Annotated in this window: 26 protein-coding genes and 1 other RNA gene; 2 read left to right on the forward strand and 25 right to left on the reverse strand. The window is 54.1% G+C overall.

Features of this window, described 5'->3' with window-relative positions; all coding sequences use genetic code 11:
• Window positions 1-9 precede the first annotated feature (9 nt).
• From atpA to NQ490_RS00365, 15 genes are all read right to left on the reverse strand, one after another.
• Entirely contained in the window at window positions 10-1,530 is a 1,521-nt protein-coding gene (atpA, locus tag NQ490_RS00295; protein ID WP_040918064.1) for a F0F1 ATP synthase subunit alpha, read from the reverse strand.
• A gap of 42 nt (window positions 1,531-1,572) precedes the next feature.
• A complete protein-coding gene (gene atpH / locus NQ490_RS00300) occupies window positions 1,573-2,109 on the reverse strand; it encodes an ATP synthase F1 subunit delta (RefSeq protein WP_007046781.1) in 537 nt (178 codons plus the stop codon).
• A complete protein-coding gene (gene atpF / locus NQ490_RS00305) occupies window positions 2,106-2,612 on the reverse strand; it encodes a F0F1 ATP synthase subunit B (RefSeq protein WP_007046782.1) in 507 nt (168 codons plus the stop codon). The genes atpH and atpF overlap by 4 nt, the downstream gene beginning before the upstream one ends.
• Before the next feature lie 34 nt (window positions 2,613-2,646).
• Entirely contained in the window at window positions 2,647-2,886 is a 240-nt protein-coding gene (gene atpE / locus NQ490_RS00310) for an ATP synthase F0 subunit C (protein WP_040917654.1), read from the reverse strand.
• A gap of 29 nt (window positions 2,887-2,915) precedes the next feature.
• Complete coding sequence (locus NQ490_RS00315) at window positions 2,916-3,779, reverse strand: FoF1 ATP synthase subunit A (protein WP_007046784.1); 864 nt, start codon at window positions 3,777-3,779, stop codon at window positions 2,916-2,918.
• Entirely contained in the window at window positions 3,776-4,192 is a 417-nt protein-coding gene (locus NQ490_RS00320; RefSeq protein ID WP_007046785.1) for an ATP synthase subunit I, read from the reverse strand. The genes NQ490_RS00315 and NQ490_RS00320 overlap by 4 nt, the downstream gene beginning before the upstream one ends.
• 19 nt (window positions 4,193-4,211) lie before the next feature.
• On the reverse strand, window positions 4,212-4,481 hold the full coding sequence (locus tag NQ490_RS00325) for an AtpZ/AtpI family protein (protein WP_040917656.1): 270 nt from the start codon (window positions 4,479-4,481) through the stop codon (window positions 4,212-4,214).
• A gap of 354 nt (window positions 4,482-4,835) precedes the next feature.
• A complete protein-coding gene (plsY, locus tag NQ490_RS00330; protein WP_007046788.1) occupies window positions 4,836-5,498 on the reverse strand; it encodes a glycerol-3-phosphate 1-O-acyltransferase PlsY in 663 nt (220 codons plus the stop codon).
• Window positions 5,499-5,504: 6 nt separating this feature from the next.
• A complete protein-coding gene (gene der / locus NQ490_RS00335) occupies window positions 5,505-6,848 on the reverse strand; it encodes a ribosome biogenesis GTPase Der (RefSeq protein WP_007046789.1) in 1,344 nt (447 codons plus the stop codon).
• 12 nt (window positions 6,849-6,860) lie between these two features.
• The gene (locus tag NQ490_RS00340; protein WP_007046790.1) at window positions 6,861-8,198 is read right to left on the reverse strand and encodes a DUF512 domain-containing protein; all 1,338 of its coding nucleotides are present in this window, start codon (window positions 8,196-8,198) and stop codon (window positions 6,861-6,863) included.
• Window positions 8,199-8,271: 73 nt separating this feature from the next.
• A complete protein-coding gene (gene rpmF / locus NQ490_RS00345; protein WP_007046791.1) occupies window positions 8,272-8,457 on the reverse strand; it encodes a 50S ribosomal protein L32 in 186 nt (61 codons plus the stop codon).
• Window positions 8,458-8,481: 24 nt separating this feature from the next.
• A complete protein-coding gene (locus tag NQ490_RS00350; RefSeq protein ID WP_007046792.1) occupies window positions 8,482-8,982 on the reverse strand; it encodes a YceD family protein in 501 nt (166 codons plus the stop codon).
• Window positions 8,983-9,141: 159 nt separating this feature from the next.
• On the reverse strand, window positions 9,142-9,546 hold the full coding sequence (locus NQ490_RS00355; protein WP_007046794.1) for a hypothetical protein: 405 nt from the start codon (window positions 9,544-9,546) through the stop codon (window positions 9,142-9,144).
• A gap of 48 nt (window positions 9,547-9,594) precedes the next feature.
• Entirely contained in the window at window positions 9,595-10,929 is a 1,335-nt protein-coding gene (locus tag NQ490_RS00360) for a glucose-6-phosphate isomerase (RefSeq protein ID WP_007046795.1), read from the reverse strand.
• 110 nt (window positions 10,930-11,039) lie between these two features.
• Window positions 11,040-12,257 carry a D-alanyl-D-alanine carboxypeptidase family protein gene (locus NQ490_RS00365; protein WP_007046796.1) on the reverse strand — a complete coding sequence of 406 codons (1,218 nt, stop codon included), beginning with the start codon at window positions 12,255-12,257 and terminating at the stop codon, window positions 11,040-11,042.
• 137 nt (window positions 12,258-12,394) lie between these two features.
• On the opposite strand from NQ490_RS00365, the gene mtaB reads away from it, so the two are divergent.
• Both mtaB and NQ490_RS00375 read left to right on the forward strand, forming a co-directional pair.
• Window positions 12,395-13,696, forward strand: coding sequence for a tRNA (N(6)-L-threonylcarbamoyladenosine(37)-C(2))-methylthiotransferase MtaB (gene mtaB, locus NQ490_RS00370; protein WP_040917659.1), 1,302 nt, complete (start codon window positions 12,395-12,397; stop codon window positions 13,694-13,696).
• 200 nt (window positions 13,697-13,896) lie between these two features.
• Entirely contained in the window at window positions 13,897-15,420 is a 1,524-nt protein-coding gene (locus NQ490_RS00375; RefSeq protein WP_007046798.1) for a 4Fe-4S dicluster domain-containing protein, read from the forward strand.
• 43 nt (window positions 15,421-15,463) lie between these two features.
• Here the strand turns inward: NQ490_RS00375 and NQ490_RS00380 are convergent, their stop codons facing one another.
• The 10 genes from NQ490_RS00380 to NQ490_RS00425 all read right to left on the reverse strand — a co-directional run bounded on the left by NQ490_RS00380 (window position 15,464) and on the right by NQ490_RS00425 (window position 25,149).
• Complete coding sequence (locus tag NQ490_RS00380; RefSeq protein ID WP_007046799.1) at window positions 15,464-15,949, reverse strand: 23S rRNA (pseudouridine(1915)-N(3))-methyltransferase RlmH; 486 nt, start codon at window positions 15,947-15,949, stop codon at window positions 15,464-15,466.
• A 13-nt stretch (window positions 15,950-15,962) separates the two neighbouring features.
• The gene (locus tag NQ490_RS00385; RefSeq protein WP_007046800.1) at window positions 15,963-16,700 is read right to left on the reverse strand and encodes an MBL fold metallo-hydrolase; all 738 of its coding nucleotides are present in this window, start codon (window positions 16,698-16,700) and stop codon (window positions 15,963-15,965) included.
• Window positions 16,701-16,821: 121 nt separating this feature from the next.
• Window positions 16,822-18,105: a UDP-N-acetylglucosamine 1-carboxyvinyltransferase gene (locus NQ490_RS00390; RefSeq protein ID WP_040917662.1), complete on the reverse strand. Its 1,284-nt coding sequence runs from the start codon at window positions 18,103-18,105 to the stop codon at window positions 16,822-16,824.
• Between the two features lie 178 nt (window positions 18,106-18,283).
• Window positions 18,284-20,134 carry a peptidoglycan DD-metalloendopeptidase family protein gene (locus NQ490_RS00395; protein WP_040917663.1) on the reverse strand — a complete coding sequence of 617 codons (1,851 nt, stop codon included), beginning with the start codon at window positions 20,132-20,134 and terminating at the stop codon, window positions 18,284-18,286.
• 68 nt (window positions 20,135-20,202) lie between these two features.
• Complete coding sequence (locus tag NQ490_RS00400) at window positions 20,203-21,102, reverse strand: RluA family pseudouridine synthase (RefSeq protein ID WP_007046803.1); 900 nt, start codon at window positions 21,100-21,102, stop codon at window positions 20,203-20,205.
• A gap of 145 nt (window positions 21,103-21,247) precedes the next feature.
• Window positions 21,248-21,590: RNase P RNA component class A (gene rnpB, locus NQ490_RS00405), an RNA gene on the reverse strand.
• A 42-nt stretch (window positions 21,591-21,632) separates the two neighbouring features.
• Window positions 21,633-21,887 carry a pro-sigmaK processing inhibitor BofA family protein gene (locus NQ490_RS00410; protein WP_007046804.1) on the reverse strand — a complete coding sequence of 85 codons (255 nt, stop codon included), beginning with the start codon at window positions 21,885-21,887 and terminating at the stop codon, window positions 21,633-21,635.
• Complete coding sequence (locus NQ490_RS00415) at window positions 21,884-22,096, reverse strand: hypothetical protein (RefSeq protein ID WP_147644667.1); 213 nt, start codon at window positions 22,094-22,096, stop codon at window positions 21,884-21,886. Before NQ490_RS00415 ends, NQ490_RS00410 begins: the two co-directional genes overlap by 4 nt.
• A 16-nt stretch (window positions 22,097-22,112) precedes the next feature.
• Window positions 22,113-23,588 carry a stage IV sporulation protein A gene (gene spoIVA, locus NQ490_RS00420; RefSeq protein WP_007046806.1) on the reverse strand — a complete coding sequence of 492 codons (1,476 nt, stop codon included), beginning with the start codon at window positions 23,586-23,588 and terminating at the stop codon, window positions 22,113-22,115.
• Window positions 23,589-23,601: 13 nt separating this feature from the next.
• A complete protein-coding gene (locus tag NQ490_RS00425) occupies window positions 23,602-25,149 on the reverse strand; it encodes a DUF3794 domain-containing protein (protein ID WP_040917665.1) in 1,548 nt (515 codons plus the stop codon).
• Window positions 25,150-25,193: the final 44 nt, after the last annotated feature.

Raw genomic sequence — 25,193 nt, forward strand, 5'->3', positions numbered from 1 at the left:
CTTTACGGCTTAGTTCTCTTTCTGGAATTTTTCAGTAAACGCTGTCAGAACAGCCTTAAGTTTTTCCTCAGTTTCTGCTTTCAGATCCCCGGTCGTTCGGATGATTTCCATAACATCCGCAGCGTCCGAATCTTCATCGAGGTACTGGTACAGTTCCCGTTCATAGGATGCAATTGCGGGCACCTCAATTTCCTTCAGATATCCGTGTACCGTGGCATAGAGAATGGCCACCTGTTTTTCCACCGCAACAGGGCTGTTGCGGTCCTGCTTGAGGACTTCTACAATACGCTCCCCCTGGGCCAGACGCGCTTTGGTGTCGGCATCCAGATCAGAGCCAAACTGAGCAAAGCCCTGCAATTCACGATACTGAGAATAAATCAGCTTCAGCGTACCGGCCACTTTCTTCATGGCCTTGATCTGGGCGTTGCCGCCAACACGAGACACCGAAATACCCGGGTTGACAGCAGGACGAATGCCCGCGTGGAACAACTCGGTTTCCAGGAAGATCTGACCATCGGTAATAGAAATAACGTTGGTGGGAATATAGGCCGCCACGTCACCTGCCTGCGTCTCGATGATGGGCAGTGCCGTCAGAGATCCGCCGCCCTTCTCATCGCTGAGCTTAGCTGCACGTTCCAGCAACCGGCTGTGCAGATAGAAGACGTCGCCAGGGTACGCTTCTCGTCCGGGCGGGCGCCGAATCAGCAGAGACAGCGCACGGTAAGCCACCGCATGTTTAGAAAGATCATCATAGATGATCAGCACATGCTTTCCCTTCTGCATGAAATACTCGCCCATGGCGCATCCGGCGTACGGAGCAATATACTGCAGCGGAGACAGTTCCGACGCAGTTGCACAAACCACTGTGGTATAAGCCATCGCACCGTTCTTTTCCAGGTTTTCTACCAGCGAAGCAACGGTAGAACGCTTCTGGCCGATCGCCACGTAAATGCAAAGGACATCCTTGCCCTTCTGATTGATGATCGTGTCAGTTGCGATGACCGTCTTGCCGGTCTGGCGGTCACCGATAATCAGCTCGCGCTGACCTCGCCCGATGGGAATCATCGAGTCGATGGCCTTGATGCCGGTCTGCAGCGGCTGTTTCACCGGTTGACGGTCAATGATACCCGGCGCCGGAGATTCGATGGCTCGGTAATCTGCCGCTTCAATGGGGCCTTTTCCGTCAATGGGCTGTCCCAGGGCGTTGACCACACGGCCAATCATCTTCTCGCCCACCGGGACAGAAACTACTTTTCCAGTACGGCGAATGCCGTCTCCCTCTTTGATACCACTGTCATCGCCCAGCAGAACAATGGAAACGCTGTTTTCTTCCAGATTCTGAGCCATGCCGTAGGTGCCGCTGTCAAACTGCACCAGTTCGCCAGCCATACAGTTATCAAGCCCCGAGGCGCGGGCAATACCGTCACCTACCATCGTGACAGTGCCGGTTTCGGACTGCTCAATGGCATTCTGATAGTACTTGATCTGGGAGCGAATAATGCGAGAAATTTGTTCGGGTTTCAGTTGCACGGTTTGTTTCACCACTCAATCTATAAAATGGGGCGTTCTTCGTTATAGAACCACGTTGGCAATGTCCTCGCGCAGCAATTCCAAACGACGCTGCACGGTACCATCCAAGCGTTCGCCCGCCAGATCGAGGCGCAATCCGGCAAGAACCGACGGGTCCGTCTTTTCGCTCAGATGGATGGTCTTGCCCGTTTTTGCCTCCAATTTGGCAATCAGCTTTTCGCGTTCTGCCTCGGACAGCGGTACTGCCGAGGTCACAGTCGCTTCCAAAATGCCATGCTCTTCATTGTACTGCTGCCGATAGGCTTCCAGACACCCGGAAAGCTCTCCTATCAGATCCGCTTCACACAAGACCTTGAGGAAATTCACCACATACGGATGCATCCCCTCAAAAGCCTTGTCCAGCAACGCACACCGTTCCCTTTTGGGAATGCTGGGCGTTTGCAGAAGTCGGAGATAGGAAGGTTCCTGCTTGCAGCAGGCATCAGCCAAAATGAGCTCCTGCAGAATAGGTTCCGTCAGCGATTCTTCCGCTGCCAGTTCGTAGAGACTGCTTCCATAACGCTTGGCCTGTTCGGTCATGAGGCATCCCCCACATTCCGGATGAATTCGTCAATCAAGGCCTGATGATCCGCCGTATTGATCTCGCGTTCCACTACCTTGCTGGCAATCTCTACCGCGATACCGCCGATCTCATTTTTCAGGTCATTGACTGCTTTTTTGCGTTCCTGCGCCATCTCAGCTTCGGCTGCATTCCGCAAAGCCTGCGCCTCGGCACGGGCCGCGTTTACGATTTCCTCTTCGCGCTTCTGTGCGCGGGTCGTAGCTTCCCGAAGCATGTCGTCCTGTTCGGCTTTGATGCTCTGCAAATGTGCCTGGTATTCTTTTTCAAGATCAGCCGCCTTTTGCTTTGCATCCGCCGCCTCGGCGTACATGTTGTCGATTTCCTGTTGGCGGTCGTCGATCATCCGTTTGACCGGTTTAAACAGGAAATGGCGCAGCACCGCAAAGGTGATGAGCATATTGCAGAAGGTGAAAAGCGCCGTCCACGGATTAACGCCGACAAAGCTTTCAAATCCCGTCATAAGTCATCCCTCCTTCCGTATTCTTCGTATTTCATCAGAAAACGAAGAGAAGCAGCAGGGAGATAACCAGCGAATAAATGCCGGTGGACTCGGTAATGGCGCAGCCCAGAATCATGTTGGTGCGCAGGACATTGGTCATTTCAGGCTGGCGGGACATACCCTCCAACGCCTTGCCCACAGCATTGCCTTCACCGATAGCCGGACCAATGGCTCCGAATCCGATTGCGATACCAGCACCAATCGCGCAGGCGGCTTTTACAATTGCAGCTTCCATAGGGGTTCCTCCTATAATAAAATACAAAATCAGGCTTCTTCCGGCGGGGGGCATGCATTGCCCACATAAACCATCGTCAGCAAACTAAAGACAAGGGCTTGTACCCCGCCGGAAAAAACATCAAAATAAAGGCTCAGGATGCCGGGAATGCCGACCTCCAGATACGGTACGCCGCTAAGTCCCAGCAAAGCAAGAATACCGGTAACCAGGAAAACAACGCCAAAAATTTTGCGCGCCATCTTTTTCTCTCGCACACCATTTATCAGCAATACGGCACCGATCAGTAAAATCACCGCTGAAACCAGGACACTTTTCCCTACCAGCCCTAGCAGTGCAGCCGAGGCCGTGGCCAGCGCCGAATACACCAGACTGGTCAGCACACTGCCTCCCGCAATATTGCCGAAATGACGGAATGCCATGGAAATCGGCTGCGCGATTTCCGACACAAGATTCATCGGCGTCATAACGACAATCGGCTCGGTAAAACCTTTCAGCCATCCCAACACGCCATTGGCTCTGATGGAACAGCCCCAGCAAAGGAAGCTGGTCATCAAGGCCCATGTGACGGTTGTAGAAAGATCTGCTGTGGAAGAACGGAATATACCGGTCATTCCGATATAAGATCCAAACATGGAAGACAGAAACAGCGCGCCGATGTAAGGTGTCCAATAAGCATTGTGTTTGCCCATGGTATCTTCCACCATGCCATACAGCATAGATACGCCTTTTTCTACCAGAACCTGACGCCGGGACGGCCGCTTTTGCAGATTGCGCCCCAGCAAAATACCGGCAACGCACAGGCAGACCATCACCACGAACGAGGAGACAATGGTTTGTGTGATTGGGATTCCACCGAACAGCGGTATGGTAAAATAAATTTTAGGACCATTCATACGGCCGCATCACCGCCTTTATCATCGTTGCGGAAAAACTCCACAAGTTTCAGCACCGCTTGTGCCAGAAGCAACGGCAGCAGCGCTGCCACCGGATCACATACATGCGTCCGGAAAACCAGAATATAAATGACCGCAAGCACCAACAGCCGGACTACACTGGATGCTTGAATGGAAAGCTGCGCCCGCTGCGGGTCGTTATCCCGCGCTGCGCGATCCAACGCATTGGATACGGTGATGCTCAGCGACACAAAATTACCGATCGACAAGATAAAGCCGATTGCGGCGCCGGCAAGGACCTGTTTTGTGAACGCACCCAGCAGTGCATAAATCCCCAGCATGATTCCTACGCAGATCGCCAAAGCAATCGTCAGACGGCCAACCTGACGCAGAATATCTCTGTGTTTTTGCATCCGAAGGTTGCTCCTTTCCTTACCCGTGGTGATTAAAGGATACCGGTGGCGAAGATTTTTTCTTAGGTTCTCTTCCCTGCCGCTCAATGGCCTTCAAAGAATAGCGGAGGCTGCTCACTGCTCCCAGTATACCCAGAATCACACCCACCGCCACAATCCAGCTGCCGAGCGAAAGAGCTTTCCGCAACCAGACCGAAATCGGCACAAACAAAATGGGCGGCACGCAGACCGAGAGGCCGAACTGCGTCAGCCATACCAGATGCCGGGCAACATCATACAGATCTTTCATGGAACCTCCCGCGTGCAAAAGCCGCTCAATGGCTATAGTATACACCAGCACGCTTAATTTTTCAACAGTTTCTTTTGTCTGTGTCCTATAATTTTTGTTCACTCTTGCCTGGATTTGGTTTTTTGACACGTTATTTCATCAACATATGTATGACTTTTAATTCAACGTTGCTATGCGCAACCTGTATTCTCAGTACCTAAGAAGCATTTTACAGTATAAATTTGTTTTTACCATCGGCATGCAACGCCCAGCAAGGCAAAGTTTTCAAAGATTTCCAATATATGGAAGTCCTCAAAAAGAAAAAGCGGTATGGGATCCTTATCCCATACCGCTTTCTTCGTGTAGTTAAATCTTTTATTTTTGGGAGCCAAACCGATATTCCGTGCCGTTTTTCAGGCGCTCAATATTGGAACGATGCAACCAGATCACCATTGTTGCCATAATTACACAACACAGGGTATTGAAGATCACCGTGGGGACGTTGACTCCGCACACAACCCAATAAATCAGCGTTACCACTGGGAACAACGCTGCCACCATAATGCTGCCCAGAGAAACAATGCGGGAGAAAGCGAACTGGATGAGGAACACCAGCAGCAGAATTCCGCAAACAATGGGGCTGATGGACAGCGCTGCGCCAGCGCCTACCAGAACACATTTACCGCCCTTAAAACCAAAATACAGCGGACGGCTATGGCCGATCATACAGAAAATCGCCGCGAGATACGCACCGCATACCGGTGCCAGAAGGGCGTCTGTACCGATCAACGAGGCAAACAGCAGCCGGCCGAGGCTAGCTGCGGCCACACTTTTTCCCACATCGCCGATGATGGTCAATACCGCAGGCAGTTTGCCGTAGGTACGCAGAACGTTGGTCATACCCGCGTTGCCGCTTCCGTGGGTACGGACGTCCTCGTTGAACATGGTTTTGGATACAAGCACGCCAAACAGGATGCTTCCCAGCAGATATCCCGCCAGCGCCGTCAGTACACAAGCCGCAATCACATGAAGTACCATGATTCTTTACACCTTCCCTGCTTTTACCGAGCCGTCTCCGTGTTCCCGCGTGATCATACGAATAGGCGTTCCCGTCAGGCCGAACGTTTCACGGATCTGGTTTTCCAGATACCGCTGATAGGAAAAATGGAACAGTGCTTTCTGGTTCACAAAACACACAAACGTCGGCGGACGGGTGGAAGTCTGGGTAATATAAAATACTTTCAGGCGTTTGCCTTTATCGGAAGGCGGCTGTACCTTGGCGGTAGCACGCGCCAGCATTTCATTGAGTGCACCGGTAGGTACACGGGTACCGTTCTGGATATCCACAAAATGAATCGTCTCAAACAGCTTGTCCACACGCTGTCCGGTCTTGGCACTGATAAAAACAATGGGGGCATAGGACATAAAGCTGAAATCTTCTTCCAGCTGTTTGCGCATGGCATCCATCGTGTAGCTGTCTTTTTCGACCGCATCCCATTTGTTCACCGCAATGATGCAGGCCTTACCCTGTTCGTGCGCATAACCGGCAACCTTGGAGTCCTGTTCGGTAAATCCAACCGTCGCGTCGATCATAATGACGCACACCCGGCTGCGTTCCACCGCCGCAAGGCTGCGCAGAACGCTGTAGCGCTCCACGCCGCTTTCCACCTTGCCTTTTTTGCGCAGGCCGGCCGTATCGGTAAAGACAAACTTGCCGTACTTGTTCTCCACCAGCGTATCGATGGCATCCCGGGTGGTGCCGGCTTCGTTGGCCACGATCAGACGGTTTTCGCCCAGAATGTGGTTGATGAGGCTGGACTTGCCCACATTGGGCCGTCCAATGACTGCCACCGTAATGCGGTCGTCGCCGTCCTCGTCATCCCGCGTGAAGTCAAGATGTGCGCACACTGCGTCGAGCAAATCGCCGGTTCCATGACCATGCACACCCGAGACCGGGATGATCTCTCCCAGACCCAGCGAATAAAAGTCATAGAGCTCCATAGGCGGTTCGCCAATCTTATCGCACTTGTTGACGGCCAGCACAACCGGCTTACCGCTGCGCATCAGCATACCGGCAATATCCTGATCCTGCGGCGTGACACCGTTGGTCAGCTCCGTAACCATGATGATGCAGTCTGCCGAGTCAATGGCAATCTGTGCCTGCTCCCGCATATGGGCCAGCAAACCGTCATCGATCCGAGGTTCAATGCCACCCGTATCAACCAGCAGGAATTTGTTGCCGCACCATTCGCAGTCGCAGAAAATGCGATCGCGGGTCACGCCCGGCGTGTCCTCCACGATGGCCAGGCGCTGGCCGGTCAGTTTATTGAAAATCGTGGATTTGCCCACGTTGGGCCGTCCCACGATGGCAACGATCGGTTTTGCCATGTCCACCCCTCCTTAGTTGGGTCCTCGTTTGATTCTTCGTATACGTTTATGGGCACTGAGGCAAGCCTTGCAGCAGCCTGCGCCGTCAGTGGGAATCGCCATCGTCCGGCACCCCAGCGCCTCGGAAAGCTGCGGCAGCGTGATATCGTCAAGGAAACGATCTTTCTCGTCCCGCAACATCACTTCCGGCACGGCCAGCAGATCGCTCTGCAGGTTCCCTTTGCATTGCTTGATGATGTCGGTGCCCGTGACAAGCCCCGCCACACTGACATTTCCGCCAAAATACTCGTTGCGGATCTGATGCACCTTGATCTTTACCTGAGGATACTTTTGCATGAGCGCCCGAGCAGACTGTTCGATCAGCGGTCCGGCCAAAGTGCCGGTGACCACATCCATGCTGTGAGGCAATACCAGACCGCGATAGTTTTCCAGTTCTTCCAGAAAGGTATCGTGGTAAAGACGCCACATACCGACGCCGTCCTCCAGCTGGGCAAACTCATCATAGAATTCCGCCGGAGGCAATTCCCGTCCGGAAGTAAGATACCACTCATCACTGGGATAGACAATGCTGCGGCCGTACTCCTTACGGCAGCGATTGCTGTATTCTTCCAGAATGGCCAGTGTCTCCGCCGCAGAATCCTTGTCATAGGCCTGTAATTTATAAAGACCTTTGCGGTAATCTGTCACACCAGCCGGCACCACCGCAATGCTGCCTACCTGCGGGCGCAGCGCCAGCAGGTCATCCAGCGTACGGCGCAGCTCATCCCCGTCATTGATCCCTCGGCACAGAACCAGCTGACAGTTCAGCTCGACCCCGCCGGCAGCCAACCTGGGCAGGTATGCAAGCACTTCACCGCCCCGTTTGTTGGCCAGCATCCGGATCCGCAGCTGCGGATTCGTCGTATGCACCGAGACGAAAATCGGGCTGATGTGCATCTCTATGATGCGGTCAATTTCCCGATCGCTGAGATTGGTCAGCGTAATATAGTTGCCGAAAAGAAAAGAGAGGCGCTCATCATCATCTTTAAAATAGAGGGGCTCCCGCATTCCGGGCGGCAGCTGATCAATAAAGCAGAACATACAATGATTGGCGCAGCTGTGTTTTTCATCTCCCAGATAGGTTTTGAAATTGCAGCCCAGCGGTTCATACTCGCCTTTTTCTACCGTCAGCGTCCGGTGCTGCTCATTTTCGCAAACCTCCAGCGTAAAGCGCGCCGGGGTTGTATAAAACTGATAGTCCAACGCGTCCCCGAGCGGATGCCCGTCGACGGCCAGCAGGGCGCAGCCTTCTCCGATGCCAAGCTTCTGGGCCGGTGAATTTTCATCAACCGAGGTCACATACAAGGCCATTGTCCCGGCCCTCCTCTCCTAAAATCAACTGTAACAAAAAGGGGGAAGGCATTGCCCTCCCCTAGCAAGAAACTTACGCTTCCTTCTTGATGACTTCCTGGCCTTTGTAGTAGCCACACTTGCCGCAAACCTTATGGGGAACCTTCAGTTCGCCACACTGCGGGCACTTCACCAGCGTCGGCGCCTCCAGTTTCCAGACATTAGAGCGACGTTTGTCGCGGCGGGCTTGAGAATGCTTTCTCTTGGGTACGATAGCCATAATCGGACACCTCCTTGGTGAAATTCAACTGAGCAGTTGTTTTAATATGCTAAGCCGAGCATCCGCAGGGGCAGCATTGTCTGCCGGTTGGCAGGTACATCCTGCCGCCTTCTTCTTGCCGCAGATGGGGCATAGACCTTGGCAATCGGTGCTGCAAAGCAGTACCGTGGGAACCTCGAAAATCAGTTCCTGAAAGACCAGTTCCTCGAGGTCGAGACAGCCTTTTTCCTGACAGGGCAATTCAAAATCAGGATCTTCCACATCCCGCATCCGAACGAGATATTCCCGCTCAAACGCATATTCCCTTTGGATTGGTTCCAGGCAACGGGCACACTCGGCATTGATTTGTGCCTTTACACACAACAGCAACGCCGCGCCATCAGCGGTGGGCGTTGCCGAGAAATCACATTCTGCCGGTGCGGCCAGCGTATAGCCGCCGAAATCCGCCTGTGAAAGATCAGCCAGAAAATGTGTCTTGCAAGGCACTCTGGCATTTTCCAGAAAGGGTCGAAGATCAAATTGCATAGTACACCTCAAAAGGTTGCTTAAATAGTATACACAAGTGGCAGGGGCTTGTCAACCAGAAAACCGCAAAAAGTTGCGATTTTTTTCGCATTTTTCGCAAAAAACAGGGCGGGAAACCTCTTTCCCGCCCTGCAATCTTCTTCAAAGGGTCGTTTATGCTCAGATCACGTACTTCTTCAAATCTTCGGGCAGCTCGTCCGCATTTGCAGAAACCGTAACCACGACCTCGATGTTCTTGGTGATCTTGTCGATGGCCTTCAGAACCTTGTCTGCGGCGTCCAGATCATGATCGATGATGCGCAGGATACCGTCGATGAACAGCTCTGTAATATCATAGTTGCCTGCCAGAACGCCGGCCACAAAGCCGTACAGCATGTCCGCACCGACGACACCGTATTCGTCCACGTCCACCAGACGGGCAGCATGATTGATTTCAGTGGTGAGTTTCATGCACTTTTCGATCACCACAATGTTGCCGGAAGTGGTCTTGGTCGCCTTGTCGATCATGTCAATCATGGTCTTGGTCTTGCCAGAGCCTTTGGTTCCAACAATCAGTTTCAGCATAAGGGGGTACCTCCTTTATTCGTAGGCGCCTCACGGCGCGAGTTTCCGTCAGTCCTGCAGCTTAGCCTCCAGCTCCGCCTTGCGGTCTTCATAACCGGGCTTGCCAAGCAGTGCGAACATATTCTTCTTATAGCTCTCCACGCCGGGCTGGTCGAAGGGGTTCACAGAAAGCAGATAACCGGATACCGCACAGGCTTTCCAGAAGAAGTAAATCAACTCGCCGATGTCATGCGCATTCAGCGAATCCACTTCGATGATGCCCAACGGCACGCCGCCATCGGTATGGGCCAGAATGGTGCCTTCCATCGCCTTGCGGTTGACAACACTCATATTCTGCTCGGCCAGGAAGTTCAAACCGTCGAAGTTGCCTTCCAGCGGCTCGATGTAGAAATCCTCCCGGGTGTTTTTCACATCCACATAGGTTTCAAACATCACGCGGCTGCCATCCTGCAGGAACTGACCCATGGAATGCAGATCCGTAGAGAAGATGCAGGAAGTCGGCATCAGCCCCTTCTGATCCTTACCCTCGCTCTCGCCGAACAGCTGCTTGTACCATTCATTCATCATGGTAAAGTCCGGCTCAAAGCAAGCCAGCGTTTCCACGCTCTTGCCCTTGCGATACAAAATATTGCGGGTCATCGCGTAACGGTACGCGTCATTGTCCATGCTGCACTTGCCGAACTTTTCACGGCCATCTGCAGCACCCTGCATCAGTTCATCGATATCGATGCCGGCGCAGGCAATGGGCAACAGGCCTACAGCGGTAAGCACCGAGTAGCGGCCGCCGACATCATCGGGAACGACGAAGGTCGGCCAGCCCTGCTCATTGGCCAGCTGCTTGAGGGTGCCCTTGGCACGGTCGGTGGTGGCGTAGATGCGCTTGTTGGCTTCCTCGGGGCCGACGGAATCTTCCAGCAGCTTGCGGAGCACGCGGAACGCCAAGGCAGTCTCCGTGGTCGTACCGGACTTGGAAATAACGTTGATGGAGAACCGCTTACCCTTGGTCAGCTTGATGATATCATTGAGTGCCGTGGGCGAAATGGTGTTGCCGCAGAAGTAAATCTTAAGACCATCATCCAGTTCATTGTGGTACAGACCGCGGACAGCCTCCACCACAGCACGGGCGCCCAGGTAAGAGCCGCCGATACCGGCAACCAGCAGAACGTCGGAATCCGAACGAATCTTCTTGGCCGCCTCTTTGATGCGGGCAAACTCTTCCTTGTCATAAGTAACAGGCAGGTCAAGCCAGCCCAGGAAATCATTGCCGAATCCGGTTTTGGTTTCCAGTTGCTTGTGGGCCAACTCGACCTGCGGATAAATTGCCTCATATTCTTCAGGACGGATGAATTTTGCCAGATGCTTGCCATTGAATTTGACAGCCATCTTAATGCCCCTCCTTTATGTTTTGATTGTCTTCATGATACCGTTTTGCGTCGGTATTGTCAAGCAAATGTCCGGTATTTTTTTCGACTTTTTCATGAACATTGCACAAATTAAACGTCGGATAAGGCAAGACTCTGCACCAAAAGCCCGAAACAATACCCAAAACTCAACGCCTCTACGTCTTGTGCTGCAGTAATGGTAAATGTTTGCAATTCAGCTTCTCCATCCATCCAATGCACGGTGCCCACCTGGCTTCCCGCCTTCACCGGAGCCTGCAAGGTCTGCGGCAGCTCCACCTCAATCCGCAGGTTTTCCCCCTGCCCTTTTGGCACAAGGCATTTTTGCGGTGTATCATATTCCAGAGCAACAGCATCGGCGGTGCCACGGGTTACCGGGATCGTCTGCGGTGCATCGTCCGGAAGTTCTGCCGTTATATTCTCAAAGTTGGCAAAGCCGTAGTCCAGCAACGCAGTAGCGGCCTGGAAACGTTCTTTTCCGGAAGCCGACCCCAGAACCACCGCAATCAGACGCAGGCCATTGCGCTCCGCACTGGCAGAAATGCACACCCCCGCCTTGCTGGTCGTACCGGTTTTGAGGCCCGTAATGCCGTTATAGCTCTTGAGCAGCTTGTTGGTGTTGACGAGCTGTGTTGCACCATTGCGCAGGGTATCGGTCCAGATCGAGCAGTAGTCCCGGACCTCGGTATGGTGCAGCAGCATCTCCCGGCTCATGATGGCCACGTCCCGGGCACTGGAAAGATGTCCCTCCTGGTCAAGGCCGCAGGCATTTTCAAAGTGCGTCGAAGTCATGCCCAGCTGCGCAGCGGTTTCATTCATCATCTGCACGAACGCCGGTTCGCTGCCCCCTACAAACTCCGCCACCGCTACGGCCGCATCGTTGGCACTGGAAACACAGATCGCTTTCAGCATATCGTTCAGCGTCATCTGTTCCCCGGGCTCCAGCCAGATCTGACTGCCCCCCATACTGTAGGCATGTTCGCTGACAGGGACGTTGTCTTCCAGGCTGATTTTCCTGGATTCCAGCGCCTGAAAAGTCAACAGCAGCGTCATCACCTTGGTGATGGAGGCAATGGGGCGCTGTTCATCTGCATTTTTTTCATACAACACAGTACCGGAATCTTCATCCACCAGAATCGCCGCTTCACAGGGAACGTCAAACTCGCTGGTTCCCGCTGGTGTAATTGTCTGCGCCTGCGGCGTCACCTCTGCCGGAACCGTCACGGCAGAATCCGCTTCGGCATACGCCCGAAATACCGAGAACAGCACCAGTGCCAGACACAATAGGATTGTCACGGTACGCTTTTTCATTGCAACAACACCCCCGCTGCAAATTGACTTTGTTTAAGGCTATGCGGGGTGTTTCGGTTTTAGTATTGCGCTTTTATGGCGTTTCCATTATAATAAGGGCGCTATTGAACACTTTTGATTGTAAAGGAACCATCACCATGCGGGTAACATTTTATACCTTGGGCTGCAAGGTAAACCAGAACGAAACCGGCGCCCTGGCGCAGTTGTTTGAAGAAAGCGGGTACACCGTTGTTTCCAACGAGGAGGCAGCGGATGTCTATGTGGTCAACAGCTGCACCGTAACCAACTTCGGCGACCAGAAAAGCCGCAAATGGCTTCGGCGTGCCAAGCGGGAAAATCCCGGCGCAGTCACGGTGCTGACAGGCTGCTATCCGCAGGCTTTTCCTGAGGAAGCCTCTGAAATCGCCGAGGCTGACGTGGTAACCGGTTCCGGGAACCGCCGGTCCATTCTGCACGACGTGCAAATGGTACTGAACGGCGAACAGGAGCGGGTAATCGATATCCGCCCTCACGAGAAGGGCGAACGTTTTGAAGAGCTTCCCATGGATAAATTTGCTGAGCACACCCGCGCATTTGTCAAAGTGGAGGACGGCTGCAACCGCCGCTGCGCCTATTGCGTGATTCCCCGCGCTCGTGGTCCTGTGCGCAGCAGAGAGGAAAGCAGCATCCTGCAGGAACTGCATCGGCTGACCGAAGCCGGGTATAAGGAGATCGTCCTGACAGCCATCAGTCTGCCGAGCTACGGTACAGACAGCGGGACCAGCCTGGTGGAGCTTGTAGAAAAGGCCGCCGCCGTACCGGGCGTGGAACGGCTCCGATTGGGCAGTCTGGATCCCGACATGCTGCATGATGAAGTCATTCTGCGCCTTTCCCGGGTGAAAAAACTCTGTCCTCAGTTCCATCTCAGCCTGCAAAGTGGCTGCGATAAAACGCTGCGGGCCATGCGGCGCCCTTATACCACTGCACAGTTCGCCAAAATCGCTGACAAGCTCCGGCATGCATTTGGCGCTGAAAATGTCAGTTTCACCACCGATGTGATTGTCGGTTTTCCCGGAGAGACCGAGGAGGACTTCGAGGCCAGCATGGCCTTTGTAACAGGCCAGCATTTTCTCAAGGTGCACGTCTTCCCCTACTCCCGCCGCGAAGGCACCCCCGCCTACGATTTTCCGGACCAGATTCCCGAGCATGAGAAGGAGGACCGCAGCCGCCGGATGACCGCCGCCGTAGAAGCCGTGCGCGCCGAGGAGGCTGTCAAAATGCAGGGCCGTACCGCTGAGGTACTACTGGAAACACCGCTTTCCGCCACCCTGTTTACCGGCTATACCAAGCAGTATCTTCCGGTCCTTGTCACCGCCCCCGATCATCACACAGGCGACATCGTCCAGGTCACATTGGGTGAGTGGGACGGCAAACGTTGCCGGGCCACACTTTTCCGATAAAGATAAGAAGTCACCAAAACAGAATCAATCAAAATAAAATTGGCAAACAGGGAAAATAATTTGTATTTTCCCTGTTTTTTGTTGCCGTGCCTCTTGCCAAACGAGTGTCTTTTTGGTAAAATTTTAACAGGAGCGGTTATACCCCGCTCAGGTCGCGTCTTTTTGGAGAAATCGGAGCAAATGAAGAAGGAGCAATCACAATGAGAGGTATTTACACCCCCGTTACGAATATCCGTCGCAAGGTGTTCACCGAAGTCGCGCGCATGGCGTACGAAGTCAACGAAATGTCTGACTACGCCAATCTGATGCGCGAGCTGCCCTACAAGATCATTCCCGGCGAAGAAGGTTCTCTGCGCAGCAGCATTTTCCTGGAGAGAGCCATCATCTCGGAGCGCATTCGTCTGGCTATGGGCCTGTCCCTGCGCCCTCTGGATGAAAGCGTTCCCGCCAGCGAAGGTCTCGAGCACAGCGTCATTGCGGATAAGTACTACGAACCGCCGCTGATCAACGTCATCAAGTTTGCCTGCAACCGCTGCCCGGAGAAGATCATCAAGGTCACTGCCATGTGCCAGGGCTGCCTTGCCCATCCCTGCCAGGAAGTCTGCCCCAAGCACGCCATCAGCTTCCGCAACGGAAAGAGCCACATCGATCAGAGTCTCTGCGTCAAGTGCGGCCGCTGCGTCAACAGCTGCCCCTACAGCGCAATCGTCAAGACGGAGCGTCCCTGCGCTGCCGCCTGCGGTATGGGTGCCATCCACTCCGACCAGTATGGCCGCGCAGACATCGACTACGACAAGTGCGTTTCCTGCGGCATGTGCCTTGTCAATTGCCCGTTTGGTGCCATCGTGGATAAAGGACAGATCTTCCAGCTGGTACAGTCCATCAAGCGCGGTGACAAAGTCATTGCCATTGTGGCTCCTGCTTTCATCAATCAGTTCCCCGGCATGACTCCTTCCAAGCTCAAGGAAGGCATGCGGATGCTGGGCTTCTGCGACGTGGAGGAGGTCGCCATCGGCGCCGACCTGTGCACCATTGATGAAGCCAAAGATTTCATGGAAGAGGTCCCCTCCAAGCATCCCTTCATGGGCACTTCTTGCTGCCCCGCCTGGAGCGTTATGGCCAAGAAACTCTTCCCCGAATATGCAGATTGCATCAGTATGACGATGACCCCCATGGTGCTGACTGCCCGTCTGATCAAGAAAGATCATCCGGATGCCCGCATCTGCTTCGTGGGTCCCTGCTCCGCCAAAAAGCTGGAGGCCAGCCGTCGTTCTGTCCGCAGTGAGGTGGACTTCGTTCTTACCTTCGAGGAATTGATGGGTCTGTTTGAAGCCAAGGAAGTCGACTTCGCTTCCCTGCCCAACAGTCCCGAAGATGCCTTTGAGAGCGCCAGTGCCGATGGTCGTGGCTTTGCTGCTTCCGGCGGCGTGGCCCAGGCCGTTGTCAACGCCATCAAGAAGATGGATCCCGACCGCGAGGTCAAAGTTGCCAACGCCCAGGGCCTGGCCGATTGCCGCAAGATGATGACCATGGCCAAGGCCGGCAAATACAACGGTTATCTGCTGGAAGGCATGGCTTGCCCGGGCGGTTGTATCGCCGGTGCCGGCACGCTGGCAGATCCCGCCAAGAGCGCGGCTATGCTCAACAAGTACAAGAATGAGGCCAAGATGAAGAACTCTACGGAGACTCCGTACAAGGATTCCATCAGCCTGCTGAAGTATTGATTGTATGATAAAATGCCCTGCACGAAATCGTGCAGGGCATTTTTTATTTATGATATTTCATACCAGCATTGATGGTGCAGGCACGGTACAGTTGCTCTGTCAAGACCAGCCGCGCCAGTTGATGGGGCAAGGTGATGCGCCCCAAACTAATTCTGGCCTGCGCCGCACGCTTGACGCGTTCATCCAATCCATGGGAAGAGCCAATCGCAAATGCTACATCCCCCGCGCCGCTTCCCGCCCGTTGAGCCAACAAGTCTGCCAACTCTTCGCTGGAGATTTGCTTGCCTTCCACACAGAGCGCCACAAGATAAGCACCTTTCCGAACTGCATGTAAAATTGCCTCGCCCTCTTTTTCCAGCGCTTTGGCAATTTGCTTGTCGCTTGCGTTCTTATCTGCAATCGTGACCTCCGGCAACTCCAGAATACGGAAGTTGCAAAACCCTCCCAGTCGTTTCTGGTATTCTGCCACACCAGCTGCAAAATAACTGGCATTGAGTTTCCCCACACAAATCAGATCCACATTCTGCATAACATCCCCCACCTTAAAATTCCAGGAAAGGACTGATGTCATTGCGCGTTTGTGCTTGGACCACCACATCACGTCCTGGCTGAATCCCCGCCGCCAGCAACACATTGTAAACGGTGGTCAAGGCCAGTTCCGGAGAATTGTTTGTCTGGCTTAGATGGCACAAGGCGAACTTTTTGCAGCCTTCCTGGATCAGGTCCAAAATTGCCGCCGCGCAGGCTTTGTTGTCCAAGTGCCCCCGATCACTGGCAATGCGTTTTTTCAGATAATAAGGATAGGGTCCGCCATGCAGGCTGAACGCGTCATAGTTGGCTTCCAGCGCCACAAGATCGCACCCCATCAGATTGTCTTCCACCACCGGCGTCAGCACCCCCAAGTCGGTGGCAATGGCCATACGATGCTGATCCGGCGTTATAATTCGGTAGCCGCAACAAGGGACATCATGGCTGGTAGGGAAAGCCGTTACCCGGAAATGTCCCACATCCATGGTCTGGCCACCGTCTACCGCAATTCCTTCCACCGCCGGAGGCAATGTGCCCCGAGATTCCAGTACCTCCAGCGTATCTGCCCGTGCATATACAGGAACCGGATATTTCTTCAAGAAGGTGTCCAATCCGGCTACGTGATCCGAATGTTCGTGGGTAACCAGGATGCCCGCACAATCGCTGATTGCCAGATCCAGTTTGCGCAATGCCGCCAAAGTCGTGCGGCAGCTCTTTCCCATATCGACCAGCAGATATGACCGATCCTGCATCACCAAACCGCAATTCCCGGAAGACCCCGAATACAAAGTGGTAAATAATGCCATAAAACAGTTTCCTTTTGCTCTCAACCCATAAAAAGTGGGCCGCCGTTGGGCGGCCCACTGACCTTTTTCAGATAGCGCGGGTAATGGCATTGGCCGGAATCTCGACCCGGCGAATATCCGCTCCCAGCAACTGCAATTTCTCTACAATATTCTCATAACCGCGTTCAATATGGATTGTCTCGTCGATCTCGCTCACTCCGTTGGCTGCCAAAGCAGCGACCACCATAGCAGCGCCGGCACGAAGGTCGGTAGCCCGCAGCGGCGCAGGACGAAGCTCTTTCACGCCTTCAATCACCGCGACCTGACCGTCCACCTGAATGTTAGCCCCCATATGAATCAGCTCATCCACATAACGGAATCTGTTTTCCCAGATTCCCTCGGTCACGATGGATGTTCCTTCCGCCAGTGTCAACAGGGCCGTCATCAGCGGCTGCATATCGGTGGGGAATCCCGGATGAGGCATCGTCTTGACTTTCAGCGGTTTAAGCGCCCCCGTGCGGGTGATCCGCAGCGCATCATCATACTCCTGAATGGTGCATCCGGCCGCCCGCAGCTTCGCGGTAATGGGCTCCAGATGCTTGGGAATAATGTTATGCAGCATCACATCGCCCTTGGTGATAGCCGTTGCCACCATATAACTGCCTGCCTCAATCTGATCCGGAATAATGGCATAATTACAACCGTGCAGCTTTTTGACGCCATGAATCTTGATCACATCCGTGCCGGCGCCATGCACATCGGCTCCCATCATATTCAGGAAGTTTGCCAGATCCACAATGTGCGGCTCACGCGCCACATTTTCCAGAATCGTCGTGCCTTCCGCCAACACGGCAGCCAGCATGGCATTCATTGTGGCACCTACAGATACTGTGTCAAAGAAAACATGGGCACCGAGCAATTTGTCGGCTTTCACGTGAATCTGACCGTATTCGACCGAATCATCTGCGCCAAAAGCGGTAAACGCTTTCAGATGCTGATCAATGGGCCGAGGCCCCAGGTTGCAGCCGCCCGGCATGGCAACCTGCCCGGTACCAAAACGTCCCAAAAGCGCACCCAGGAAATAATAACTGGCACGCATCTGACGGGACAGTTCGTTGGACACCTCGGTGCAATCAATATGGGTGGTATCAATCTCGTAGGTACTGCGGCTGACCATGCGGATGCTGGCCCCCAGCTCGCTGAGGATCTGGAGCGACGCCATCACGTCACTGATGCAGGGCAAATTTTCGATCAGACATTTATCAGCAGCCAAAATCGTGGCAGGCAAAATGGCCACCGCAGCGTTCTTCGCGCCGCCGATGTTCACATCGCCATGCAGCGGGTTACCCCCGCGGATCACAAATTTTTCCAAATGTAGCTCTCCTTTGTGCGATATACCGAACGGAGTCCCTCCATCGGTAGATCTTTGCGCACTTTGTCTCATTATACACCATTATACACTATTTGAAAAGTATCCCCTATCACAAATGCAAAAACTTTGTGAAAAAGTGCCAGTGTTTGACGGTGTACAGCCACTTTTTTAAGCGGGCTTACATGTTGGGGAACAAAGTCTGGGCACTGAACAGACTGCCGTTATAGAACATTTCAAAATGGCAATGATTGCCGGTCGAGTTGCCGGTCGATCCCACTTCACCAATCTTGTCGCCCTGTGCGATCGCCTGCCCCTGTGTGACCGCAATGGCAGACATATGTGCATACAGGGTCTTGTAGCCATTGCCGTGGTCGATTTCCACGTAGTTACCGTAAGAGTAGTGCCAGCCGGCTGCCACCACCGTACCGGAGTCCGAGGCAATGATTGTGGTCCCATAGGGGGCGCAGATATCTGCGCCACGGTGTCCACTGCTCATCCAGCGGCTGACGTAGGTGTAGTTGGGAACCGGCCAGATAAAGCTGCCGGAACCGACCTGTGCCACCATGCCACTCTTCAGGCGAGTGCCGGTCACCGTAATTTCCGGAACAGTCGCTTTGGTCACCGTGTAAGAGATTGCCTGCCGGTCGGTAACCACACCGTCAATCATGGTTACTTCGTAAGTGACATCCTCCGAGCCGTCTTCCCCTTCTTGGAGTGTCACGACTTTCCCGAAATCGTATTCCGAAGAATCTGTATTCTGCGTATCAAAAGGAATTGCCACCGTCTCGGTCTCACGGCGAACCACCTTGACTTTGAGCAGTTCCGCCGATGCGGCACCGGTAATCAGCTCGGTACCCGCATCCACTTCCTGATCCAGTGTAAGCAGTTCAGGATTCATCTGCGCAAGGGAATCGAAGGAAACGCCTGTCGCATCCACAATGCTTTGGACCGTATCGCCATCCACCGCCGTATAAGTCTGGATACCAGAACCGGCGTTCAGTTCCTGAATGATATCTGAGTAGGAACTGATGGATTCATTCAGATACACACCGTCCAGCAAACGGATCTCATGGGCAAAAGCAGTATAGACCGAGGGATCCGTGGTATCTTCGTAAGGTTCCTTAATGCTTTCCAGATAGGTACGCAGATGGTCACCTTCGGTAGTGACAAAACGCAGTTCCCCATCGATGTAAACAGCCGTGGCATCAATGATCTCATCGCTGGCCGTGCGTAAAATAGCGTTGGCGATTTCACTTTCGGTCATTGTCTGGCCGGAAACCGCCAGTGTGTAAGTGGGCGATACATCCCACTGTGTATCCGGCACATTGGCGCCGCTCTCGATGAGCATGCTTTTGGCCGTATTGATACGGGACTGCACATCATCCCGTGCGTTCTCGAACACCTGCTCGTTGGCCACATATCCTACGCTCTCGCCGTTCACCTGAACATTGAGCACAAAGCGAACATTCAGTCCATTGCGAACAATCACGATCAGGGCTGCTGCTGCCAGCGCCGGCAGGAAATATGTAATGGCGTTCCAGACCACCGGGTAATATTTTTTGACGCCACGGCGGAAATACTGTACCTTGGCTGCGCGAATCTGTCCGGCGTCTTCTTCTTCCAACACATCCGGCAATTCCCGGATATGGCGGATTCCCGAAGCCATCCTGGTAAACGGGCTGGTAAGATCTTCAATAAAGGTCAGGATGCCCAACACAAAAGGCCGTACAATCATCAGCAAAAGGTTGCCGATGGTAGCCGCAATGGCACCTACAATTCCCCGCAGCTTTCGCCACGCACAAACGCCCGCATACTCGACCCAAAAGCCGACCATGTACAGGAAATCGCCGATCACATAGGCATAGGGAATCTTATCAAGCAGGCCTGACATATGACGCCGGCGTTTGGCACGCTTCTTCCTGCGATGCCAGGAACGAACCGTCCGCTTGCAGCGCCAGTCATCCAGACGCTGGGACAGACCGCTCTTCTTTTTCTGATTGGGTTGTTTATCAGTCTGGGTGGAATTCAAAGTACGGGGTCTCCTTTCCGCGTAACAACGTGGCAAAGACGAGGCGTTATTTCCTCTGCATGAAACGTTCAGAACTGATCCAATGACCATCCGTCAAGCAGATAATTAGCCTGCGCCAACCCCTCCATATCGGAGGGCATTGGGCAGGATACCCGAATCGGTTTCCTGGTAACAGGATGGACAAAATGCAGTACAGCACAGTGCAGCGCATGCCGCCCGATTCGACGGATATTTCCGCCGTAGAGAGTATCTCCCGCCAGCGGGTGGCCTATGTAGGCCATATGCACCCGAATCTGGTGGGTCCTGCCGGTGCGCGGTATACACGCCACCAGGCTGTGCTCCGCACTTGCAGCCAGCACTGTATACTCTGTCAGGCTGTACTTTCCCTCCGGCGTCACGCAGCGGCCGATGATGGAATCTCCTCGTCTGCCGATCGGTGCCTCAACCCGTCCCGGTCCCAGCGGCAGGGACCCTTGTACGATGGCCAGATAGCATTTTTTCGCTTGTCCCGCCAGAAGCGGAGCAGCGAAAGCATTCTGAGCACACAATACAAGGCCACTGGTATTTTTATCAATCCGGTTGACCGGCCGAAACACACCGTTTTTTCCCTGGCTCTGCAGATAATAAATCCAGCCATTGGCCAGGGTATGGTCCGGATAATTCAATGTAGGATGAACTGCCAACCCGGCAGGTTTGTCCAACACCGCAGCAAATTCATCTTCATACACAATGGATAAAGGAATCGGCTGGGGTATAACACTGGTAGCCGGTTCCGGCGGCAAAGCAAACGTGATACACTGCCCTGCGTGAACTTTTTGGTCGGTATGCAGCGCCTGACCATCAGCAAAAAAGCCTTGACCCGTGTGTTTGACCGACTTGATCAGCCCAGCAGTCACGCCGCAGGTACGCAAAAAAAGCCCCAGACGCTGGCCCTCGGCTTCGGACGGCACGACATAGTGCAGTTCCATTGCTTCGTGCGTCCTCCTTTTGCACCCATATGTGGGTATTATAACACAAAGCCTCCGGCGATGCAAACCCAATGTTTGGTACCTTCGGACAACAAAAACGGCACCCCCGCGCAGTGACGCTGCGGGCGTGCCGGAACGTTCATAAAAAACGACTGGACCGTAAGCCGGGTTCTGTATCAAACGACGATCTATCTTGGCCTTGCGTCGCCGCAAGGCTCACGCCATCACCGGGACGCGCGAGGCTCCGCATAATGTCCCATACGGATGTTGCTTCAAGCAGGGTTTACATAGCCGCAAAGTCGCCAGTGCGCTGGTGAGCTCTTACCTCGCCTTTCCATCCTTACCGTGCCAAAGCACGGCGGTTTCTTTCTGTTGCACTATCCCTGGGGTCACCCCCGGCTGCCGTTAGCAGTTGCTACGCCTCTGTGAAGCCCGGACTTTCCTCAGGCAGCTCTTGCGAGCTGTCCCGCCGCCGTATGTTCCACTCGTTTTCGGCTTAGTATAGCATAAAATCATTCTCTTGGCAAGTGCTACACAAGCAGTTGCAAAAGCAACAGTGCAATCACCCCCGGCATCCCCAGTACTACGGCAACAAATCCGGTAAGGCGATTGAGCGGCAGTGCTACCCCGGTGAGCGGTTCCAGCAGCGCCAGCAGCGCCAACGTGCCCAAACCGCAGATGGCGGCTCCCAGCAGTGCGCGAAGCGGATGGCGCTGGTGTGCCGCACAACGGCCTACCACTACCAAAGAAACACCTGCCCCCACCAGACACCACCAACTGTTCAAGGATCTTCACCTCCCGAACGAAGCACCCGCAGCAAGGCACGGCATCGGCACATCAGCGCCGCATGCTGATAAGTCAGCTGTTCGATGTAAAACGGGTCCTGTGCCTCCTCAAAAGCCACTTCGTTGGCACGCAACGCCTGCATGGCTTCCCTAAGTTCTCCCTGTACCGCGCGGCGTTCCTTTTCCTGGCGGGTCATTCGCTTAAACACAGGCCTCTCCCCCATCTCACAGCAAAATACAGATCAAACCATCACAGCCTTCGTTGATGATCCTTTCCAGCGTAACCTGCAGTCGATTTCTTGCTTCCTGAGGCATATGCAGCAGCTTGGCCTGCACGCCCTCGCTGACCAGTTCATTGAGACTTTTTCCGAAAATATTGGTACTCCATAATTTTCCGGGGTCGGTCTCAAAGTCAGACAGCAGACTCTTGATCAGTTCCTCCCCCTGCTGCTCACTGCCCACCGTGGGAGAAAGTTCCGTATGGATATTGGCACGCATGATGTGCAGGCTGGGCGCACTGGCCGAAAGACGAACCCCGTACTGTCCCCCCTGCCGGACAATCTCCGGTTCTTCCAGCGTCAGTTCGTCAATGCCCGGCATTACGATTCCATAGCCAGTCGCCTCCACCTGATCCAATGCCGACTTGATCTTGTCGTAGGCTCGTTTAGCGCGGGCCAGGCTTACCACGCAGGGAAGCAGGCTTGCCTCATCCACGATTTCCAGCCCCGTCTGTTCCCCCAGAATCCTGTAAAAGATATCCGGCGCAATTCCGGCCGTGATGCGTACACTGCCGGTAGAAAGGTCCATCCCCGTGAGGGAGGTACTCACGATATACTCGCAGTCCAGCTGCGGCCGCCGGCCGGCCACATCCGCCATCTTATGAACAGTTCCCGCATATTCCAGCATGGCCGTGTATACAGCATTTTGCAGCCAGTGCCCGGACTCCAGCATCGTCACCCAGCTGGGCATATGGACTGCGATTTCCCGCACCGGAAATTCGTACAGCAGCTTCTGTAGCAGACCATCCACAGTTTCTGCCGTCATGGTTACGCAATTGACTGGGAACACGGTGTGATTGTACAGTTCGCTCATCTGGGCTACCAACTGCTGAGCCGCATCAGACTCTGGTTCGGCACAGTTCAGCAAAATGATATACGGTTTACCGATGGCATCCAGTTCGGCCACAATGCGCTGTTCCGCCTCCCGATAAGCTTCCCGGGGCAAATCGGCCACTGATCCATCCGTCGTAACAACGACGCCGACTGTGGCGTGCTCCCGGATCACCCGACGGGTGCCGGTCTCCGCCGCCAGGTCAAAAGGAACTTCATGATCAAACCAGGGGCTTTTGACCAGACGCGGTGCATCATTTTCTTCGTGTCCCAATGCGCCCTCGACCATGTACCCGACGCAGTCGATCAGGCGCGCCCGAAAGCTTCCTCCCCCGGATAATTCAATGGTGACAGCTTTTTCGGGAATGAACTTCGGTTCGGTGGTCATAATGGTACGCCCCGCGGCCGACTGCGGCAATTCATCATTGGCGCGCGCACGGCGGGCATCATTTTGAATGTGCGGCAGCAGCATCAACTCGGAGAACCGCTTGATGAATGTGCTTTTGCCACTGCGTACCGGGCCCACCACGCCAAGATAGATGTCACCTCCGGTGCGCTGCGCAATGTTCTGATAAATTTGTTCCTGGGTCACAGTCGTTCCTCCTTTACAGCGCCGCCGGAATCAGCAGGCACGCTGTTCCCGTTGTAAGATCCTGAGGAACCTGACCGTCCGTTTCCAAACGATTGGCCGCCACAAGATCTTTTGCTCGCGCATGGTAGCGTTTGGCAATATCAAATACACGTTCCCCCGTCTGCGCGTAGTAAATGTACAGCGCTGGCCCGTCCTTTCCTTCCGCATACTCTTCCCCCAGCTCCACTTCACAGAGCGCCTCACAAGCCATTGCCTGCAGCAGCATGCCCTGGGTTTCAACCTCCAGTTCCACACGAAGCCTTCCACCATTTTTGGAGCTGGAAACCCGTGCCGCCGAGGCCCCCATACACACACATGCATCGGCTGTTGTTCCGTTCCAGCTGCCTTCCGGCTGCCATGTAAAGGACTTATCATAGCACGTCAGTTCTCCGCGGGCATCCGCACAGAAAACATGAGCGGTTCCTTTTCCCTGTAAGGAAAATTTTCCCTCCTTATCATTTTCCTCCGCCACGGGTATGGCGTTCCCCAGGCTGACGAAGCAGCCCTTGACGGTCACTTCGGGGTCCGGCAGTTCATCTTCCAGCACAACGCTGGTGCGCCCCCCCAAATCTGCCGTCTGATTCAGCAGTTTACAAACCGTCTGGATCGTCTGCGTCTGGCAGACAGTCGAATAGGCATCCGCCACCACGGTTCGGGCAGCTCGATGCCAGACCTCCAAATGCAATTTCCAGGTAATATTCAGCACCGCTTCTCCGCTGACATCGGCGGCAGTGAGTGTACAGGCCATTACCTTTCCCCAGGCAATACAAGTGTCCTCTTCTGCCGCCCCCGGCAGTTCCACTGTCTGCTGTACGGGAATTTCCTTTTGCCGGACTTCCAGCTCCTCAGAATCGGCCGCCTGATAGCACACCTGCATCTGCAGCGTCCCCTGTACACTGGCCTGACCGGTTTGCAGAGTAGCGCTTCCCAAAGAAAAATTGCCCCCAATGTCCAGCACCGCTTCTCCCACATCCGGAATCTGCAGAGTTGTTTCGGCGGTAAGTGTCTTTTCCTCCGCTGCAATGCGCTGCAGCCCATCCAGTTCCCGGGTTCTCTGTTCGATGCCGCAGTCCGCCAGGGAAGTCAGCAATTCACACTCCTTACTGAGCAGCACCGCGCCACACAGGATGTACGCTCCGCGCAGATCAATGCGGTGTTCGCTGACCGCTCTGCAATTGCAGTACTCCGGTTCTCCCCAAAGCTGCGCCGGTCCCTCAGCGTACAATCCTTCCGGCAGCTCGACCGACTTTTCAAAGGCAAATTTCTGCTCAGTACGGTACAACCGGCACCCCGGCTCCTCGCTTTGATAATAGACCGTACAACGCAGATACCCTTCCACCTGCCAGCGGCTTGCTGTCACGCGATTTTGCAGTACGACCGGTTCCATCAGGCATTTAACAATCTTGAACACCGCCGGCAGATAATCCGGAATCAGAATTTCCGTTTCCACCGGAAGTTCCAGCCGTGTTTCCCATCGGCCTCCATAGGCAGCTATGGTGTCTTTAAACACCTTAAGTTCCATGTTTGATTGCCCCTTTCCATTGATCGCTTGGTTGGCTGTCTGGT

The sequence above is a fragment of the Subdoligranulum variabile genome, assembly GCF_025152575.1.
Classification (GTDB): Bacteria; Bacillota; Clostridia; order Oscillospirales; family Ruminococcaceae; genus Gemmiger; species Gemmiger variabilis.